The 16,621-nt window shown below is 33.0% G+C and carries 22 protein-coding genes and 1 pseudogene; 18 read left to right on the plus strand and 5 right to left on the minus strand.

Features of this window, described 5'->3' with window-relative positions:
- Positions 1-165 precede the first annotated feature (165 nt).
- Positions 166-2,400, plus strand: coding sequence for a TonB-dependent receptor (locus tag ACTJJH_RS00760; protein WP_440600557.1), 2,235 nt, complete (start codon positions 166-168; stop codon positions 2,398-2,400).
- A gap of 94 nt (positions 2,401-2,494) precedes the next feature.
- Positions 2,495-3,178, plus strand: a complete 684-nt coding sequence (locus tag ACTJJH_RS00765) for a Fe2+-dependent dioxygenase (protein ID WP_032038201.1) — start codon at positions 2,495-2,497, stop codon at positions 3,176-3,178.
- 42 nt (positions 3,179-3,220) lie between these two features.
- Here the strand turns inward: ACTJJH_RS00765 and ACTJJH_RS00770 are convergent, their stop codons facing one another.
- The 3 genes from ACTJJH_RS00770 to ACTJJH_RS00780 all read right to left on the minus strand — a co-directional run bounded on the left by ACTJJH_RS00770 (position 3,221) and on the right by ACTJJH_RS00780 (position 5,365).
- On the minus strand, positions 3,221-3,616 hold the full coding sequence (locus ACTJJH_RS00770) for a Fur family transcriptional regulator (protein WP_005073733.1): 396 nt from the start codon (positions 3,614-3,616) through the stop codon (positions 3,221-3,223).
- A 397-nt stretch (positions 3,617-4,013) separates the two neighbouring features.
- On the minus strand, positions 4,014-4,529 hold the full coding sequence (locus tag ACTJJH_RS00775; protein ID WP_440600558.1) for a hypothetical protein: 516 nt from the start codon (positions 4,527-4,529) through the stop codon (positions 4,014-4,016).
- A 113-nt stretch (positions 4,530-4,642) separates the two neighbouring features.
- Positions 4,643-5,365, minus strand: coding sequence for a type 1 glutamine amidotransferase (locus ACTJJH_RS00780; protein ID WP_440600559.1), 723 nt, complete (start codon positions 5,363-5,365; stop codon positions 4,643-4,645).
- Between the two features lie 266 nt (positions 5,366-5,631).
- Between ACTJJH_RS00780 and ACTJJH_RS00785 the strand changes: the two genes are divergently transcribed.
- From ACTJJH_RS00785 to ACTJJH_RS00830, 10 genes are all read left to right on the plus strand, one after another.
- Positions 5,632-5,862 carry a hypothetical protein gene (locus ACTJJH_RS00785; protein WP_005068685.1) on the plus strand — a complete coding sequence of 77 codons (231 nt, stop codon included), beginning with the start codon at positions 5,632-5,634 and terminating at the stop codon, positions 5,860-5,862.
- A 144-nt stretch (positions 5,863-6,006) separates the two neighbouring features.
- Positions 6,007-6,381, plus strand: a complete 375-nt coding sequence (locus ACTJJH_RS00790; RefSeq protein ID WP_284090485.1) for a TonB C-terminal domain-containing protein — start codon at positions 6,007-6,009, stop codon at positions 6,379-6,381.
- Between the two features lie 268 nt (positions 6,382-6,649).
- Positions 6,650-6,919 carry a hypothetical protein gene (locus ACTJJH_RS00795; RefSeq protein WP_005803531.1) on the plus strand — a complete coding sequence of 90 codons (270 nt, stop codon included), beginning with the start codon at positions 6,650-6,652 and terminating at the stop codon, positions 6,917-6,919.
- Between the two features lie 307 nt (positions 6,920-7,226).
- On the plus strand, positions 7,227-7,685 hold the full coding sequence (locus ACTJJH_RS00800) for a hypothetical protein (RefSeq protein ID WP_005803530.1): 459 nt from the start codon (positions 7,227-7,229) through the stop codon (positions 7,683-7,685).
- 182 nt (positions 7,686-7,867) lie between these two features.
- Positions 7,868-8,068, plus strand: a complete 201-nt coding sequence (locus ACTJJH_RS00805) for a hypothetical protein (protein WP_002114613.1) — start codon at positions 7,868-7,870, stop codon at positions 8,066-8,068.
- Between the two features lie 183 nt (positions 8,069-8,251).
- The gene (locus tag ACTJJH_RS00810) at positions 8,252-8,761 is read left to right on the plus strand and encodes a hotdog fold domain-containing protein (protein WP_032038196.1); all 510 of its coding nucleotides are present in this window, start codon (positions 8,252-8,254) and stop codon (positions 8,759-8,761) included.
- A 16-nt stretch (positions 8,762-8,777) separates the two neighbouring features.
- Complete coding sequence (locus ACTJJH_RS00815) at positions 8,778-9,350, plus strand: lysozyme (protein ID WP_336029779.1); 573 nt, start codon at positions 8,778-8,780, stop codon at positions 9,348-9,350.
- A 569-nt stretch (positions 9,351-9,919) separates the two neighbouring features.
- Positions 9,920-10,162, plus strand: coding sequence for a hypothetical protein (locus ACTJJH_RS00820; protein ID WP_032038193.1), 243 nt, complete (start codon positions 9,920-9,922; stop codon positions 10,160-10,162).
- A 183-nt stretch (positions 10,163-10,345) separates the two neighbouring features.
- The gene (locus tag ACTJJH_RS00825) at positions 10,346-11,452 is read left to right on the plus strand and encodes a minor capsid protein (RefSeq protein WP_440600560.1); all 1,107 of its coding nucleotides are present in this window, start codon (positions 10,346-10,348) and stop codon (positions 11,450-11,452) included.
- A gap of 145 nt (positions 11,453-11,597) precedes the next feature.
- A complete protein-coding gene (locus ACTJJH_RS00830; protein WP_046813690.1) occupies positions 11,598-11,861 on the plus strand; it encodes a hypothetical protein in 264 nt (87 codons plus the stop codon).
- A 56-nt stretch (positions 11,862-11,917) separates the two neighbouring features.
- Here the strand turns inward: ACTJJH_RS00830 and ACTJJH_RS00835 are convergent, their stop codons facing one another.
- Positions 11,918-12,772, minus strand: a complete 855-nt coding sequence (locus ACTJJH_RS00835; RefSeq protein WP_440600561.1) for a DMT family transporter — start codon at positions 12,770-12,772, stop codon at positions 11,918-11,920.
- 222 nt (positions 12,773-12,994) lie between these two features.
- Between ACTJJH_RS00835 and ACTJJH_RS00840 the strand changes: the two genes are divergently transcribed.
- The 4 genes from ACTJJH_RS00840 to ACTJJH_RS00855 all read left to right on the plus strand — a co-directional run bounded on the left by ACTJJH_RS00840 (position 12,995) and on the right by ACTJJH_RS00855 (position 15,358).
- Positions 12,995-13,864, plus strand: a complete 870-nt coding sequence (locus ACTJJH_RS00840; RefSeq protein ID WP_064786282.1) for a LysR family transcriptional regulator — start codon at positions 12,995-12,997, stop codon at positions 13,862-13,864.
- 190 nt (positions 13,865-14,054) lie between these two features.
- Positions 14,055-14,186, plus strand: coding sequence for a hypothetical protein (locus ACTJJH_RS00845; protein WP_002114618.1), 132 nt, complete (start codon positions 14,055-14,057; stop codon positions 14,184-14,186).
- A 274-nt stretch (positions 14,187-14,460) separates the two neighbouring features.
- Complete coding sequence (locus ACTJJH_RS00850) at positions 14,461-14,748, plus strand: hypothetical protein (protein WP_017398397.1); 288 nt, start codon at positions 14,461-14,463, stop codon at positions 14,746-14,748.
- 247 nt (positions 14,749-14,995) lie between these two features.
- A complete protein-coding gene (locus tag ACTJJH_RS00855; RefSeq protein WP_119685180.1) occupies positions 14,996-15,358 on the plus strand; it encodes a NirD/YgiW/YdeI family stress tolerance protein in 363 nt (120 codons plus the stop codon).
- Between the two features lie 91 nt (positions 15,359-15,449).
- Here the strand turns inward: ACTJJH_RS00855 and ACTJJH_RS00860 are convergent, their stop codons facing one another.
- Positions 15,450-15,956, minus strand: coding sequence for a GNAT family N-acetyltransferase (locus ACTJJH_RS00860; protein ID WP_440600562.1), 507 nt, complete (start codon positions 15,954-15,956; stop codon positions 15,450-15,452).
- A gap of 84 nt (positions 15,957-16,040) precedes the next feature.
- Here ACTJJH_RS00860 and ACTJJH_RS00865 point away from each other — a divergent pair.
- Positions 16,041-16,127 (plus strand): annotated as a pseudogene (locus tag ACTJJH_RS00865) (hypothetical protein); the annotation flags it as partial.
- A gap of 36 nt (positions 16,128-16,163) precedes the next feature.
- Positions 16,164-16,592 carry a hypothetical protein gene (locus ACTJJH_RS00870; protein ID WP_002115181.1) on the plus strand — a complete coding sequence of 143 codons (429 nt, stop codon included), beginning with the start codon at positions 16,164-16,166 and terminating at the stop codon, positions 16,590-16,592.
- Positions 16,593-16,621 lie beyond the last annotated feature (29 nt).

Consider the following 16,621-nt stretch of genomic DNA (forward strand, 5'->3'; position numbering starts at 1 on the left):
TTTGTGTGAAATTGAAAATAATTTCATAAATATTTTTAATTAAAATCAAATAATTATTAATTTTTATTGAACATTTGTTATAGGATTTTTATATTAAATTATTGTTTTAATAATCAATAATCATTATTATTCGCGCTAATATTTACATGAACACACAAAATATATATGGAATTTATTAAGTCTCGCAAGAAGATTGCTAAATCAGCAATAGCTTCTTCATTATCAATTGTAGCTACAACTGCAATGGCTGCTCAGGAAAATTCTGTAGCGCTTCCATTAATTCATGTTCAAGCAGATGCAGAGGTTGCACAGAGCCTTAAAGTTGATAAATCGGCTAACTCTAAATTTGTCGCACCTCTATTAAATACACCAAAATCAGTTTCAGTAATTTCAAAACAACTTATTGAAGATATCAAAGTAAATACATTAAGTGACGCACTTCGTACTGTACCAGGCATTACCTTAGGTGCAGGAGAAGGCGGTAACCCGAATGGGGATCGGCCATTTATTCGTGGTTACAATTCAGAAAGTTCGATGTACGTTGATGGTATTCGTAACTCATCATCACAAAACCGTGAAATATTTGCTATCGAGCAAGTTGAAGTGACTAAGGGGTCCGCTTCTTCTATGGGTGGTGCAGGTTCTGTTGGCGGTAGCATCAATATGATTTCTAAAGTTGCTAAAAAAGGTGACTTTTTAGAAGGCTCTGTACAAGCAGGTACCGATAATTATCAACGTATCACATTAGATGGTAATAAAGACTTCGGTAATGGTACTGCTGGTCGCGTTGTTCTTATGGGGCATAAAAATGAAAAAGCGGGTCAAAGCGAGGGCGCTGAATACAAGCGAGTAGGTATCGCACCTAGCATTACATTTGGATTGGATACACCAACACGTGCAACTTTAAGTTATTACTACTTAAGATCTGATGACACTCCAGATTCAGGTGTTCCATATAATTACGATACGGCTAAAAAGGCAACTGTTGGTAAGCCTGTTGATGTTAAACAAGGTATTTACTATGGTTTAAAAGGTCGTGATTTCCAAAAACAAGAAAATCATATTGGTACTTTTAAAGTAGAGCATGATTTAAATGAAAATCTTACTCTTGCTAACACTGTACTCTACAGCAAATCAAAAAATGATTACCTTTGGACTCAGCCAGATGATTCAAAAGGTAATGTAGCAAACCGTAAAGTTTGGCGCCGTATTAACTCTCGAATTACTGACACTGATATTTTCACCGATCAATTATCTTTAAGAGGTAAGTTTAATACTGGAGCTATCAAGCATAGCTTTAATGTCGGTGCAGAATACAGTGATCAAGAGTCAGATAAAGGTAGCTACACAACAACATATCCGGGGTACGCAGGTTCTACAACGGGCGGTTTTAATAGTGATTGTGCTATTAATGATGCATGGTGTACTTCATTAACTAATCCTAATTCTAAAGATGCGTGGTTAGGTGGTCGTATCGCCAATAAAGCAACTACGACAACGACTACAAAAAATACTTCTGTCTATTTATTAGATAATATTGAGTTTAATCCTCAATGGTTACTTGATTTAGGTGTTCGTTGGGATAAGTTTGATACCGAACAGGTGACAAATGCCACTGGCGCTAAAATCGAGAGTAATAAAGATTTTGTTACTTACAATGCAGGCGTAACTTTCAAACCTACTGAAAATGGTAGTATTTATGCAAGTTATGCAACTTCTGCTAACCCTGTAGGTGTTGATGGCGGTGATGGTTCTGAGTCAATCGGTCAAGCTTATATGGACCTTAAACCAGAAGAAAGCCAAACCATTGAATTGGGTACAAAGTGGAACGTTCTAAACGAAAAACTTAATTTAACTGCTGCCATTTTCCGTACAGAGAAACAAAATACACGTATTCAAGTTGACTCAAGCACTTATACGAATGGCGGCGATAGTAAAGTTGACGGTATTGAACTTTCAGCAAACGGAAATATCACTGATAAATGGGCTGTGAGCGCAGGTTACACCTACTTAGATAGTGAAAATACTGATCCAGGGCCAAGTTGTAGTCGTGCTGGTGTATGTAATCCAGAAAATGCAGCTAAGGGTAAGCAACTTCCAAACGTACCTAAAAACTCTGCAACTTTATGGACTACATATAAAGTATTGCCTCAAGTTACTGTGGGTGCTGGCGCTTTCTATGCTGACAAAGTATATGGTGATGCAGCTAATACAAAATGGGTTCCTTCATATGTTCGATATGATGCAATGGCTCGTTATGACGTTAACAAGAATGTTAACTTGCAACTTAACTTAAATAACCTTTCTGATAAGCGTTACTTTACTAAAGCATATGCTTCACACTATGCAACTGAAGCAGAAGGCCGTAGCGCAGTATTATCAGTTAACTTTAAATACTAATAAGTTTAAAAATTTATTAGTTTGAATAAGTAATCTAAAATAGCCTCAATATGAGGCTATTTTATTAAATAAAGCTATTTTTAAAGGTATCGCCGTGATTCACCATATTCCAAATGTACTTAATAAAGACCAAGTCCAGTTTTTCCGTCAAGAAATGGACAAAGCAGAATGGGTTAATGGAAAAGTCACTGCTGGTACACTTTCAGCTACAGTAAAACATAATCAGCAATTGCCTGAAGAAGATCCTCTAACTCATCAACTGAGCAATATCATTCTTGATGCTTTAGGAAAACATCCATTATTTCTATCTGCCGCAATTCCCCTAGATATAATCCCACCATTATTTAATCGCTATGAAAATCATGAGTCTTTTGGTTTTCATGTAGATAATTCAATACGGCTCATACGTGGTAGTAATCAGCGTTTAAGAACAGATTTATCGTGTACGGTTTTTTTAAGTGAACCAGAAGAGTATGAAGGTGGGGAACTCATAATTGAAGATACGTATGGATATCATGAGATTAAATTACCTGCTGGTGATATGATTTTGTATCCATCTACCAGTCTACACGAAGTCACCGCTATTACTTCAGGCTGTCGTATAGCGTCTTTTTTCTGGGTTCAGAGCATGATTCGTGATGATGCAGAGCGACATATGTTATTTAATCTAGACCAAACTATTCAAAATTTACGTATGCAACTAGGTGATGATCATAAAGAAGTTTTGAACTTAACCAATACTTATCACAACTTAATTCGTAAGTGGGCTGAGGTTTAAAAAAACAAGGCGAGTAATTAAGTAGCGTAGATTATTTATAGGTTACTTATAAATATTTACTTCAATATTTAACGCTTTTTCATCAATTTTTTTCAACAAGCATTCTAGTAGTTCTTCTACTTTTTCATCATATTCAAAAGGATGAGATTTTCCAGTTTTGGTATTAATAAGATTTAAACTAATTTTATTAGAGGCTGGTCTATAAATCCCTCTATTACTTTTACCCAAAACAACTCTTTTAATTAATTTTCTATGTTCGAGTTCCGCTAAAGTACGATATGTCGTGGCTAGACTAATTTTTAAATTTTTCTTTTGAGATAGTAGGTATATTTCTTCTGCAGTTATTCCCTTATCGTTCTCATGTAAAAAACGAAAAATAGCAACTCGCGAAGGTGTAGCTGATAAACCCGTTTCCATTAACGCTTGATGATAATCCATTTAGTTCCTCTGCTAATGGCTTCTTTACATTTAAATTGATTACTAAGGCTTTTTTAGTAGCAGGTAAAAAAATCTATTTGAAAACCAATGATATTAGTCTTAATTGTAAACCATTCGGTATAAAAAGTATTATGATAAAAAGTAAAAATACTAATAGAAATAACAAAAGCTAGCAGTCGATTCTTTTTTAGAAGCTCATATTTACCATACCATTAAATTTTTAGACTCTCATGACTGAGTTCTATTTTGCTCAATGATCTCTGTTAGCTTTTCACATGATTGATTTACTTTTGCTATAGGTGAGGCTGCAATGCCTATGAATTGAGAGCTGTAAAGATGAAGGAAGTGGCATTCCTAAAAGTAACATTTAAAAAGCCCTCCGAAGAGGGCTTCAAATTTATTTAAAGTTAGGTTGATTTAAGATTTTGTAGACCTTTTCTTTATATACATTATTAGAAATAACACCTTTATCTCGCTGTTGTTTTAGCGATTTAAACTGTTGGCCACGAATTTCTCTTTGAATACCCACATTATCATGATGTCTAATGTAATAAAGACTACGCTCATGATTGCTCATATTCACTGTTTCATCAGTAAACGAAGAAGGCTTTGCTTCATTTTCTTGATATTGTTTTGCAATTTCAAAAAAATCTACGTTTTGGGAATGAGGAGAGTCAAATGAATTTTGTTGTTCAGTCAGCTGATAGTTCTGAGTGTTAGAATTTACTTCAAGCATACTTTTATGCTGATTAAATCTAGGGCGGTTATATTCTTGTTTGGTTTGAAATGTGTTTGTTTCAGCAAAAGTGGAAGAAGAAAAAAGCCCAATATTTAAAGATAAAAAAGTTAATAAAAATCTATTCATTTCTTTGGGAGTCCAATTGAAATTGAGTAAATCACTGTATTGTAACATTAAAATTTTATTTTTGAAGGTTTGACTTCAAGTATGCTTGATCAACTGGTAAATAATAAGATCTGTAGCGGAGCGTAAAAGCCAATTTAAAAAGGCTCTTTACACTCATTTTTTTAAGATCGTTTTGAATATTCTTCTTTCAATTTATCCAGAAAAATAAAGAGGTTTTGATTCATTTTTTGATAGTCATGCTTCCATAATTCTTCACGAGTATTCACAAATTTATAATTATGAGCATCATTTAACTCGATTTCTGAATGTTGAATCAGCAATTCAACTACTTCTGAAGTTAATTCCATATGACATTGTAGGCCATAAACTAATTTGGAATATTCAATAATCTGTCTTGGGCACCCTGCGCTAAAAGCAATAATTTTTGCGTTGGGAGTTAAGCCTGGCATGTCGTTATGCCAATGGCCAACTTCGGTCATTTTTCCTAAGTGAGAAAACTTAGAATGCGTTATTCCATAATCTGTAAGCATAATTGGAAACTTACCAATTTCTCGCTCAGGGCTGTGTTCAAACTTGGCACCTAAAGCTTCACCGATCAATTGAGATCCTAGGCATACCCCAATAACCACTTTATTTGCTTCAATCGCTTTTTTAATGATTGCTTGTTCTGCTAATGAATTAAAGTGAGGGCACATATCTAATGTAGTATCGGGACTTTGTGGGCCACCCATTACAATAAGAAAGTCAATATCTTCAACAGAAGTTGGCAAAACTTCATTTAAATACACTCTTGAATAGGTAATTTTGAAGTTATTCATTTTGCCCCAAACTTCATATGCGCCAGGCGCTTCAAAATCTTCATGAACAATAAAATGTAGCCGCATAATAATCCTTAAAATCTAAACGTTAATAAATAGATCATTGGTTAAAAATCAAGGAAATCTTAAAAGTAGAATAGAGTCTTTAATACATCCAGTTTTGAAAACCTATATGGGCCAGCTTTATTTGTTTTTATAGAAGTTGAAATTAGTTATTTCTTTTTAAAATACATTCGATATATTTATTGTTAAGTTAAACTAAATTATTCTGGTGTGACAATAGCAGTTCAATTTGTTAAATTGTGTAGCTTTTATCAAAGTGGACAAAATTTATGAAGACATTTTTAGTTATATCTTTATTGGGTTTTGGGCTGATTGGTTGTGCTTCATCTCCATATAATTCTCAAGAAAATTATTTGAATAAACCTCCAATAGTTCCAGAGAATAAAGCTTTTAATAGTTTTAAAACACCTGAACACGGGATTTTTACTGATCGAGATGTCTATAATATAAATATATCAGAAAATTCGAATCTAAATTTTCGTTATGAAGTTCCTTTTTAATGAAAATAAAATATTAACTAAAAAAAGGGCAGAGCAAAGGTGGCTTGACACTTTTGCTAACTCATAATAATTAATAAAACCTTTTGGGTGGTTTTTTTAATTCTAAACTGTTAAATTTTAGTTATTGAAAATAAGGTATTTTAAATGAAAAACTTCACTATTGTTGCTTCTTTATTTTTGTTAGTTGGGTGTGCTACAGGTCATAAACAAGTTACTCCTGCGCCAGTGGCTGATAATAAAATTATTTCAGAGGCTGAAAAATATAAAAAACAATATCAAAAGAAAATTTATAAAACATGGGATATTCCCAAGTCTTCTACAGGTATGAGCGCAAGTGTTAAGGTCTTTTTAACGGATACTGGAGAAATCGAGCAAATTATCTTTTTAGATAAAGAAGAGCAAAAATTTAAAACAAGTATTGAAAAAGCTATCTGGCGTTCAAGTCCATTTGTTTTACCATCTAATCAGGAAGTAAGAAAACAAGCAAGAAAATTCAATATTAAATTTCAGGTAAAATAAAATAAGATCTTACTAAACATGAGGAGCGGATTTAAAGGATTTTCATTTATTTATATTAAATTCGCCCCTTTGTTATAAATATCTTTAATACTATTTACTTTAAAATTTTTAGGTTACAGAAATATTAAATATACTAATTAATATTTTTGATAAACAAAATATAAAAATTAATAACATTTTTATCAAAAAGTTAAAGAAATAAAACTTTAAGTACATAGCGAATTAATATAAAAGAATATGTAAATCTAGAAGTTTATCAAGAAAAATTATGAGTGAAGTGAAAAAATCTCTTAAAGAAAGTAAGACAACATCAGTTGTAGCATGGGTTGTGATTTTGTTTGGAATTGTCTTAGGCTTAGCTTTTATTTTGTCATATGGGCAAGTTGAAACTCGAAATGATAATTTAGACATTATTCAAGTGTGGTCTAAAGAAATGGTCACTGTTGGTCTTTTTATTATATTTAATGGACTACTTTTCGGTTACTTGTTTTTAAAAATTAGTAGTATTTTGAATCACCTTGAAAACAATAAAAATTAAAAAACATCTAATTAAATTAATATCTTATATAAGCATGCTTCATCTTAAATGGATGGTAAGTTAGTATTGGAAGTATTGCTCATCTATAAAAATAAATTGAAAGAAAATTTTTCAAAATCTTCTTTTATTTTGATGTTTTATGTTGCATGTTTCGCATTTTTAAATGTTTTTGATAAGTAATTTACTATTAACTTTCAAAAACCTTGTATTTCTTACATTTAATTGATGAGTTTTACCCTATCTTACATAAAAAAATAATAGTTTAAAGAAGTATATAAATATACGCATGAGAAGATAGGAGGTTAAGATGCCAAAATATCTAGCTATAGCAGATAAGGTTTATAAAAAAATTAAAAATGACAACTTGTTTTCTGATGATGTAATAGAAAATTTAAATTGTTTGGTTGGGCTTATTCGTAATGCGATAAAAGGTACTGAATTCAAATTAAAGTATAATTTTATTAATTTTGAAGACTGCTTAACCAAGCCCATCGAGCAATGCTCGGTAAAAATTGATTTTAGTCTTATGCCTAAGTTTGATAATGAAGGTGAGTTTATTTTATGGCTTGCAGGATTTATTGAAAGAATCACTGAGGGAGGTAAAGCCAAATTTCCTCCTATTTCTCAGTTGGTCCCTCAAGGCTTTAGTATGGGAAATGAAAATATTCCAGTAACTACTTTACCTGTAAAAGAAGAAAATGCAGAAATGATTGTTAATTATTTTAAATCAGATGATTATATTAAAAATAATAAACTACCTTCTTAAAATATATAGAAGTAATACGCCAATTATCTTTAACAATTTAGAGCTTATACCGCCTTTGAAGGCGGTTTTCTTTATTATGTATCTTAAAGTGTCTGTTACATAAATGATGATTGTTTCATGTTGAATGTATCTGTTAATTATTTGAGCATGGTATGGGACAAGTGAAGTAAAGGATAAATCTCATGATAGATGAAGAAAAACCCTTAAATTTTGATGATGATGAAGAGCCTCTTGATTTTGCAGATGAAGAATTTATCGATGATAAAAAAGAGGATGAGTTGTATAACAGTATTACCAAAGATGGCTCTAGTGTCGATCCGGCAGATGATGGTGAGCGACATATTCGACCTGAAGATGGCGATCCCATAGAAGTCGAAGAATAATCTATAGCCCAATTTTATATTGGGCATTTTAATTTCTAGCGTATTTGGTTGAACAACAACAAACCCTAGATGTTATTCAAAAATTATCATTAATGACTTAAAAAACATGAAAGTTAAGCAATGAGTCTAGAGATATGAGGCTATATATTTATTAAATTCTTATTCTCAGCCAGAAGTAAAACTATGAGTAATTATATTTATAAATTTGCCAACCAAATCAAACATAACGCTGTACCACCAATTAATGACGTTTTGCTCGCTTTTAGAACATTGAAAGCAATACCAGGTGGATTAACGTTGTTGTCAAAAGTTGTTAGCCGTGTTGCTCCATATTTTCAAACAGTAAATCCAATTATTCAAAAACTAGATGCTGACGTGTGTGAAGCTTTCATCAAAAAGAATAAATCAGTCGAAAATCACATAGGAACAGTTCACGTTATTGCCATATGTAATGGATTAGAATTTGTTATGGGTGTACTAACCGAAGCATCTATTCCTCAACATTTAAGATGGCTACCTAAAGGCATGAACGTAAATTATGTCGCCAAAGCCGATTCTGATATTAAAGTCGTCGCAACAATTGATGAAGAATGGAAAGTTGGCGATATGCAAATAAAAGTAAATGCCTATAGAGCAGATGGACAGTCTGTAGTTCAAGGGTATATTACACTTTGGGTTACAGAGAAAAAGTAAGATGACAGAGGATTAGATGCAAAAAATATTGGATTATCTTTGCAAGCTTTTTACTACCAAGTCTCGGTCACGTGCCGCTACAAATAGTCCGATTGCTACCGCAACAGACAATGGCGATGAGGAAATTGGTTTTGCGGTAGATGAGATGTCTCTGAGTCAGGAAGGGGTAAATCATATTTGTAATTTTGAAGGATTAAGACTCAGTGCTTATGATGATGGCGTAGGTGTCTGGAGCATTGGTTATGGCACAACCAGATACCCAAACGGTTTGAGCGTTCAAAAAGGTGACACATGTACTCTTGAGCAGGCCAAAGCATATATGCAGCATGATTTGAAAATATTTGAGCGTGCAGTCAATGGCGCTGTAAAAGTTCCTTTAAAGCAAAATCAATTCGACGCATTAGTCTCACTAAGTTATAACATCGGGGCAGGAGCCTTTAAAAAATCGACCTTATTAAAAAAATTAAATTCAGGTGATTACAAAGGGGCCGCAAACCAATTTGATGTATGGGTAAACGCAGGCGGTAAGCGTTTGGCTGGATTGGTTAGACGCCGCGCTCTTGAAAAGAAATTGTTTTTAGGATCGTAGAGTCTTTTTAATTTTTATAGGCTTTTATCAGAAAAGCCGTTCTGATCTTTAATAAAATCTAGGCATAAAAAAAGCCTGATGCTACGAATCAGGCTTCAGTATTCATCGACAATAGGAGTTGATGAACAAGACCAATCTAACAGACCTGTTCAGTAAAGGCAAACCGAGGCTTGAATTGCTGAGTCAGATCAAAGTAATTTTTCCAAATTACACACATTAAAAAAGCCCTTGCTCAAAAGCGAAGGGCTTAGTCATTCATTGATCTACCAATGAACTATATAAGGCTCATCTCATACTAAGGTCAGTATATCTGAAATTGGAGCAACTGAGAAGAAAACCTTATAAATACCTTTTTCATTCTATTTAAACTTAATTTATTTGAGCGTATAGCAAGTTACATCATTGGTAAATCAATACACAAAACTTGCACTTTGCATTTTTAAGGGTGTGGTATTTGTGTAGGCTCTGATTGGCTTAGGAAATAAAACAATAGCTATCTTTTAACGGTTCAATATAAAGTTTGAACATGTTGAAGACATCAGGAGCTAGATATAAGCAAGGAAGTAAATATGAACTTAATTAGATTAGAAGAACTTTCATTGATGAGTAATGCGGTTTTAACACCTCAATTAAACAATTGGCCATGTATACAATCATCAAATACGGGTACTACATATGCTAATAAGAATACAGACAGTTTTTCTGAACAATCTGATAAAAAATTTCATAAAGAATGGCGAAAACAACAAAAGAAAATACTTAAAAATATTCCGAGTAATGCTGTTTTACTCAGTATTAAAGAGATGGTGTAGTTAGACACGAGACAAGTTTATAAAGATATAAATTACAAGGATAAGCTATTAGTTAAATAACTTTACGTAGGTACACTTGTTAGTCATAACTTATTCTAGAGATATTAATAATAAGCAAATTACATAAGGTAAGGCAGAAAATAGAAAATAACAAAAAAGGGCAATTCTGTAGAGGTAATTTTTATGGTTAATCTTCATCAGAAATCACTTTTTGATGTTCTGACTCAACATCAAGCTTATCTATATCGAGCATCTTCAAGATCGGTTAATGAACTTCTTAATTTATTTAATTCCGAAACAGTTAATATGCTTACCAAACTAAGTAACTTGTTAGATGAGCTAAATGAAAAGGAAAAAACCGCATTGGCGGGTGGGCTTTACTCAACAGCCCCATTAAAAGAGTTACGTGCACTGATTTCTCAGTGGTTTAATACCACCAATGATGTGCTCATTGAAACTTTTACCATCTCTGCTGTGGCATTGGCTGTCTATGAAGCCAAATATATGTCAAAAGTTTTTGGTGGCAAACATAAAGAATTAAAAGGTGAACAGCTCTATAAAGCTGCTAAACGTGTTCCTTTAGCAGGTGGAGCATTGGTGGAGGAGTTATTTTCTACAATTGCCGAGGTCGCCCGTCAAAGAGTGGAGTATGCAATTCGGGATGGCCTCAATACTGGAGCGACGAATCAACAAATTATTCAGCGGATTCTAGGGACTAAACGCCTTAAATATGAAGATGGACTACTAAATAGCTCTAAGATTGATATTGAACGAACTGTGCGTACGATTCGAAGTCATATATCCAATCAGGCCTATTTAAACAGCTATAAACAGTTAAAGTTTGAATATGTCAGATTTGTAAGTGTTCTTGATGGCAGAACCTCCAAAATATGTGCAGCCCTTGATAGTAGTGTTTGGGATATTAATGATCCTACAAAAAGAGTTCCGCCTTTACATCCTCATTGCCGCAGTATTCTAGTTCCAACTCATGAAAATGGTCAGCTAGTTGGCAGCCGAGCCTTCATTATGGATGAGAGAAAATTTAGGGATATTCCTAAAAATGAACGTGAACAGTTAATTGGCCAATTAGATGCAAATATGTCATTTAAAGAGTTTTTTAAACTAACAGATGATTTCTTTCAAAAAGAATGGTTAGGGCCTAAAAGATATCAATTATATAAAGAAGGGGAATTTGATTTTGATAAGTTTTTTGATCCAGAAGGACGGTTATATACACTTGAGGAGCTTAAAGAACTTGATGAGCGAGCTTTTAAAGTATTGGGATTGTGAGATAGAGTAGAAATATTAGAGATAATATTTTTTAGTTTTAACTAAATACACACACTTAAACAATTAGTTGAAAAAAGTTTCAATAATCTAGCCAGATAGCATGTTAAGTTTTTCTCAATCATAAAAATTTAGAAAGGATCAAAACATGAAATTTTCCTACCAAGATCTTGCTGGAAATAATATTGAAGTGGAATGTGAAAGTTATATCCATATTCCATCAGGTGCAGCTGTAAAATCTACAGAAGCCGGCAATTACCATATTACTGAAAATTTCAGCTTCTATAAAAAAACTCAAGCTGATTCTGTGCCCATCTATCGATTTGCTATTGATCGTAATTCTAATGTTTTTAATAGCGATGAACTGCCAGCATTAGCTCAAATTGGTAAAGATTGGAAAAGTTTAGACTAGTCTTTAACTCAGCATAAAGCCCTCATTCGAGGGTTTTATAATGTACCTTAAATGAGTTATTTCTTTTTAAATACAAGCGTTAAGCCTATTAAAATTGCAATCATTCCTATTAAGCCCGCAAGCGGCAACTTATTTTTTAAAATTAAAAAATCTAAAAGTGCAGTAACGACAGGCACTAAATAAAATAGGCTTGTTACATTTACAAGATTGCCCTGATTTAGAAGACGGTAAAGTAAAAGTTGAGCAACTACAGAAATTAAAATTCCAAGGAATAAGGCCGAAATAATGAGTTGTGAATTCCACGTTATTTCAAAATTTTCAAATGGAACTATAAATAAACAAACTAGAAGGCTAACTATATATTGGAGCGGTAAGACATCTGTTGGGGCTTGTTGAATGTCTTTTTGCATGATGGCACCAAAAGTGATACAGATCAGTGCTGCTAAGGCAAAGAATATTCCGATTGGAGCGATAAAAGACATAGTTAAGCTTTTCCACACTAAAAGGATGAGTCCGGCTAAAGCAATCAATAGACCTAATAATCTTTCTTTTTGTAAATTCTTTTCTAAAAGACAAAGTGTCAAGATTGGCTGTATTCCCATGATTGTGGCCATTAAACCAGGGGTGACTCCGTGAGCTATGGCTTTAAAATAACAAATTGAATAACCTGCAATAATGAGGAGTCCAGTTAATAAAACTTGCTTTCGAGTTCCATGCTTAGGTAAAAGTCTTTTTCTAAAAATAGCAATTAACAATAGAACAAACAAAGCTGTGGCAAAGCGCAGAATTAATAATGCTATAGGTGAGGCACTGTCGAGTCCCCATCGAGTAAAAATCGCAGCACTTCCCCAAAGTAAAACGAAAGTGGATGTCGCACTTTGTGACGCAAGCATCTGTTTATTTAGGCGCATAAAACCTCCTCCTAGTGCGTAATACCTAAGAAATACGAAGTGATAAAATTGTTAGTAAGGACAGTGATTAACGAGTTATTCAGTTGTTAATCAATTCACCGTTAGCGACGTTAAAAATAAATTGTTTTAACTTCTTATAAGCTCAGTATGAAAGAGACAATAAATAAAGAAAAGCGCATAATTCTTTTATATACTATTTGAAAATCGAATAGATAAATTCTAATGACTTTAAAAAATTTACAGATTGATTGGCTAAAGTGTTTTGTCACCGTAGTAGATACAGGCTCTTTATCAAACGCAGCACCTGAGTTATATCGGTCACAGTCAGCTGTTAGCATGCAACTAAAAAAACTTGAAGAAGCCCTACATTGCCAACTTTTAATACGAACGCACCGACAAATTGAATTAACGTCTCAAGGACAGCTACTTTTAGGTTATGCGCGCCGTATTCTTGACTTACATGCAGAAGCCCAAATGGCATTTCACGGAGATGAGCTGAAGGGGCGTATACGCCTTGGGGTGCCCGATGATTATGCTGCAAAATATTTAACGCCTGTACTTAAGCGTTTTGCTCCACGTTATGGAGGTGTTGAAATTGAATTAATTTGTGAGCAGTCTACTTCGTTAATACCACGGGTAGAAACTGGGGATATAGACTTGGCATTAATTTCGAGAGATAACGCTCGTCAAGGAACACTTTTATTTCATGAAGCAATGGTGTGGGTAGGCTCTCCACAGTTTGAACTCTGGCGAGAAGATCCACTCCCAATTGCAGTTTATGAAAGTACTAGTCAAGCCAAAAAGAGTGCTATTAATTCTTTGGCCTTACAGGGACGCCGTTATCGGGTAGTATACAACAGTTCAAGTTTAGCTGGTCAAATTGCAGCAGTGGAAAGTGGTTTAGCAATTGCTGTGTTCACACAGTGTAGTGCGCCTGAGCATTTAACTATTTTAAGTGCTGATCATGGCTTAGGACCTTTAGAACCTATGGAGGTCGCTGTTTATCGGAGTCGAGCATCTTTGGAGTCTAAAGCTGTAGATCACTTATATGACTTACTCCTCAAAACGCTCAGGCATTCAGTTAATATTTAATTTAAGTTTATTTTAGGTGCTCGGCTCTGAACTTGGTGAGTTAAATTTTAAATGGGCACTTAAAGTTAAAACTAAATAGCTTTACATTTTTGCGCTAAATCTACAAAAAAGCCTAGAAACCTATGCTGATCGTAAAACTAATAAAAAGTATTTATTAACTCATCAATCTGAACAATTCATGAGGTGAAACATGACAAAAATTATAGCGACCTTGGGTTTAGCCGCCTTTATTTCTTTGAGTGTGAGTGCTTGCCAAGGTGAAAACGACACAAAACAGCAAGATAAAACCACAACTCCTCATTCAATGGATAAAGATTCATAATCTAGATGAATGCTCAAAGCCCATCGTAAGATGGGTTTTTTTATATCTTTTTATTTTTGTCTTAAAGCGTGATTTGTAACACAAAATATTTATTTTTAATGGTGCTGTTCAAAATATGTTGACTAATACACTTGGTTTTAAATATATTTAAATTAGAAACTCATTATTTTAAATAGAACTCTATATTTAAAATAAATTGGTTCAAATATCCTCAGATCAGAAATTTAACCTTTAAGTTTGATTATAAAAATATTAACTAATCAAGGAGGTAAGTATGGACGCTAAATTTCATTCTGAAAATGAATATGGTTTTATTTTAAATATATTGAACAACTATGTTGTTATAAAGAAGACATTAAAAGATGATCATTATCCTTATGATTCATTTGGTTATCTTCTTGCTCTTTATCAACCACTAAAAGTCTATATTCCTCAGCTTCCACATCCAAAAATTTATATTGAGGTTGGTGGAATTTCTTATGACAGAATGATTGTTATGCAAACCGAGGACGAGACAGAAGCCATAAATATTTTATTGAATTTAGGACAACTTGTTGCTTAACAATGAAGTGATATTTAAATGCTGAGTTTAATTTACTTAAGAAAAAGCTTTCTTAAGTAAATTCACGAAAAAAATAAAGGCCATAAAATAGTTGTTGGAAAAGAGAACTTAAAGAATTTTTTAATGTTACTATTTATTCTCATTAAACAAAGACCCTAATAAGATACAAAAAGCCACAAAAGCTAAATCTATAACTTTAAAAAAATTTGTTTATATAACTAAGAATATTAAAAAGTAGGTAATCGTCATGAAAAAAATACTTTTAACAACATTGGCTGGATTTGCTTTATTAGGAAGTAGTGCTGTGATGGCTAAACCAGATGCTGCTTTATTAAAAGAAGCAACAAAAAATGTAGTCACAGTGTCCAAAGTAAAAACTTTGGCTGATGAATCTGGAGTAACTTTAACTGGTACGATTGTAAAGCATATTGCTGGGGATCATTTTGAGTTAAAAGACGCAACTGGTTCAATCATAATTGATATTGATGATGATTTATGGAAACCTCTTGAACTAAAAGCAGGGGATAAAGTACGTGTCGTTGGTGAGGTAGATAAGCATAGAGTTAAGCCTACCGATATTGAAGTTTTCCAAATTGAGCGTGTTAAATAAAAGCTAATATTTTAAGTAAATATTGTTCAAAACCAATGAAAAAGAAAACTCCTATTTTTAGGAGTTTTCTTTTGAAGATAGTAAGTTTTTATTATTGCGTTGCATTAAAAGCCTCATGGTATTTGACATTCGCTTTTGGAATATTGCCCGAGAAAGTTAGAGCCTGAAAATATTCACTCGGTACATCGGGCAAAATTAGCTCAGGATAATTTTTAAAACCAAATCGGCTGTAATAATTCGGATCACCTAATAAAACACATCCTTGAGCGCCAAGTTGTTTTAATTTTTCTAGTGATTTATTGATGAGAAGAGAGCCAACACCGCATCCTTGTTTATTTGGCTGAACTGAGATAGGACCTAAACCATACCAACCTATTTCGCCTGAGCTAATCTCAACCGGAGAAATAGCAATATGTCCAATAATAGACTTATCTTCAATTGCAACTAGAGAAATAGTAAGTTGTCCGTGATCTCTTAGACTATTAACAATAAAATGCTCGGTATGACTTGTGTGCTCAGCATTTTGAAAAGCTGCTTTTGTCAATTCTTCAATGGCTTCAATATCTTCGGCTTGCTCATCACGAATAATAATATTCATTAAAAATTCTTCCAGACTTATAGATTATCCATATACTTTAACTTTTAAATAATTATTGAAAAGAAAGATAATTAAGATTTCTAAGATACTTTATTTGTTACTGGTTATAAAAAGCAACTACTACTCATCAAAATCATACATAAAGTAAAATTTTATAAAAATTATTTTTAATATAATCACTTTAAAATAATTTTGAGGGTCAATAAGTTGAGAAAAATCATTAAAACATTATTACTATCTACGCTTATTTCAGCTACTTCGTTCACTATCTATGCCAAAAATAATGAGCAAAAAGTTAATTTTTTACAAAGTTCACCACATACCATTTTAACTGGAAAATTTCAGGGCTACGATGATGTAAGGTATAGAGTTTATGCAAAAAAAGGCCAAATATTAAAATTTGATATCAATAGTCTGGGGAATTTAGCCTACATAAATATTTTTGCACCTGGTAAAAAACCAGGTAAAGATAATGCACTATTGATTGGCTCAACTATAGGTTTTAAAGGAGAGCTTACTTTACCAGTTGACGGTGACTATATTATTCAAGTTTATCAAATGCGTAATAGTGCTCGTAAAAATAAAACTGTGAAATATACTTTAGACCTCGAGTTATTAAGCAAAGTGAAACAATAATAATTGATAAAATTTACTAGCTCTCAAAT

Source organism: Acinetobacter sp. 22301 (assembly GCF_052045285.1).
GTDB classification, from domain to species: Bacteria; Pseudomonadota; Gammaproteobacteria; order Pseudomonadales; family Moraxellaceae; genus Acinetobacter; species Acinetobacter pittii.

Bases quoted from the DNA above. Each gene is read 5' to 3' on its own strand.
- ACTJJH_RS00775 (WP_440600558.1), bottom strand. From the start codon at position 4,529: ATGTTACAATACAGTGATTTACTCAATTTCAATTGGACTCCCAAAGAA.
- ACTJJH_RS00855 (WP_119685180.1), top strand. From the start codon at position 14,996: ATGAAAAAAATACTTTTAACAACATTGGCTGGATTTGCTTTATTAGGA.
- ACTJJH_RS00810 (WP_032038196.1), top strand. From the start codon at position 8,252: ATGAGTAATTATATTTATAAATTTGCCAACCAAATCAAACATAACGCT.
- ACTJJH_RS00860 (WP_440600562.1), bottom strand. From the start codon at position 15,956: ATGAATATTATTATTCGTGATGAGCAAGCCGAAGATATTGAAGCCATT.
- ACTJJH_RS00805 (WP_002114613.1), top strand. From the start codon at position 7,868: ATGATAGATGAAGAAAAACCCTTAAATTTTGATGATGATGAAGAGCCT.
- ACTJJH_RS00835 (WP_440600561.1), bottom strand. From the start codon at position 12,772: ATGCGCCTAAATAAACAGATGCTTGCGTCACAAAGTGCGACATCCACT.
- ACTJJH_RS00770 (WP_005073733.1), bottom strand. From the start codon at position 3,616: ATGGATTATCATCAAGCGTTAATGGAAACGGGTTTATCAGCTACACCT.
- ACTJJH_RS00815 (WP_336029779.1), top strand. From the start codon at position 8,778: ATGCAAAAAATATTGGATTATCTTTGCAAGCTTTTTACTACCAAGTCT.
- ACTJJH_RS00830 (WP_046813690.1), top strand. From the start codon at position 11,598: ATGAAATTTTCCTACCAAGATCTTGCTGGAAATAATATTGAAGTGGAA.
- ACTJJH_RS00785 (WP_005068685.1), top strand. From the start codon at position 5,632: ATGAAGACATTTTTAGTTATATCTTTATTGGGTTTTGGGCTGATTGGT.
- ACTJJH_RS00840 (WP_064786282.1), top strand. From the start codon at position 12,995: ATGACTTTAAAAAATTTACAGATTGATTGGCTAAAGTGTTTTGTCACC.
- ACTJJH_RS00800 (WP_005803530.1), top strand. From the start codon at position 7,227: ATGCCAAAATATCTAGCTATAGCAGATAAGGTTTATAAAAAAATTAAA.
- ACTJJH_RS00845 (WP_002114618.1), top strand. From the start codon at position 14,055: ATGACAAAAATTATAGCGACCTTGGGTTTAGCCGCCTTTATTTCTTTG.
- ACTJJH_RS00760 (WP_440600557.1), top strand. From the start codon at position 166: ATGGAATTTATTAAGTCTCGCAAGAAGATTGCTAAATCAGCAATAGCT.
- ACTJJH_RS00850 (WP_017398397.1), top strand. From the start codon at position 14,461: ATGGACGCTAAATTTCATTCTGAAAATGAATATGGTTTTATTTTAAAT.
- ACTJJH_RS00820 (WP_032038193.1), top strand. From the start codon at position 9,920: ATGAACTTAATTAGATTAGAAGAACTTTCATTGATGAGTAATGCGGTT.
- ACTJJH_RS00780 (WP_440600559.1), bottom strand. From the start codon at position 5,365: ATGCGGCTACATTTTATTGTTCATGAAGATTTTGAAGCGCCTGGCGCA.
- ACTJJH_RS00790 (WP_284090485.1), top strand. From the start codon at position 6,007: ATGAAAAACTTCACTATTGTTGCTTCTTTATTTTTGTTAGTTGGGTGT.
- ACTJJH_RS00795 (WP_005803531.1), top strand. From the start codon at position 6,650: ATGAGTGAAGTGAAAAAATCTCTTAAAGAAAGTAAGACAACATCAGTT.
- ACTJJH_RS00825 (WP_440600560.1), top strand. From the start codon at position 10,346: ATGGTTAATCTTCATCAGAAATCACTTTTTGATGTTCTGACTCAACAT.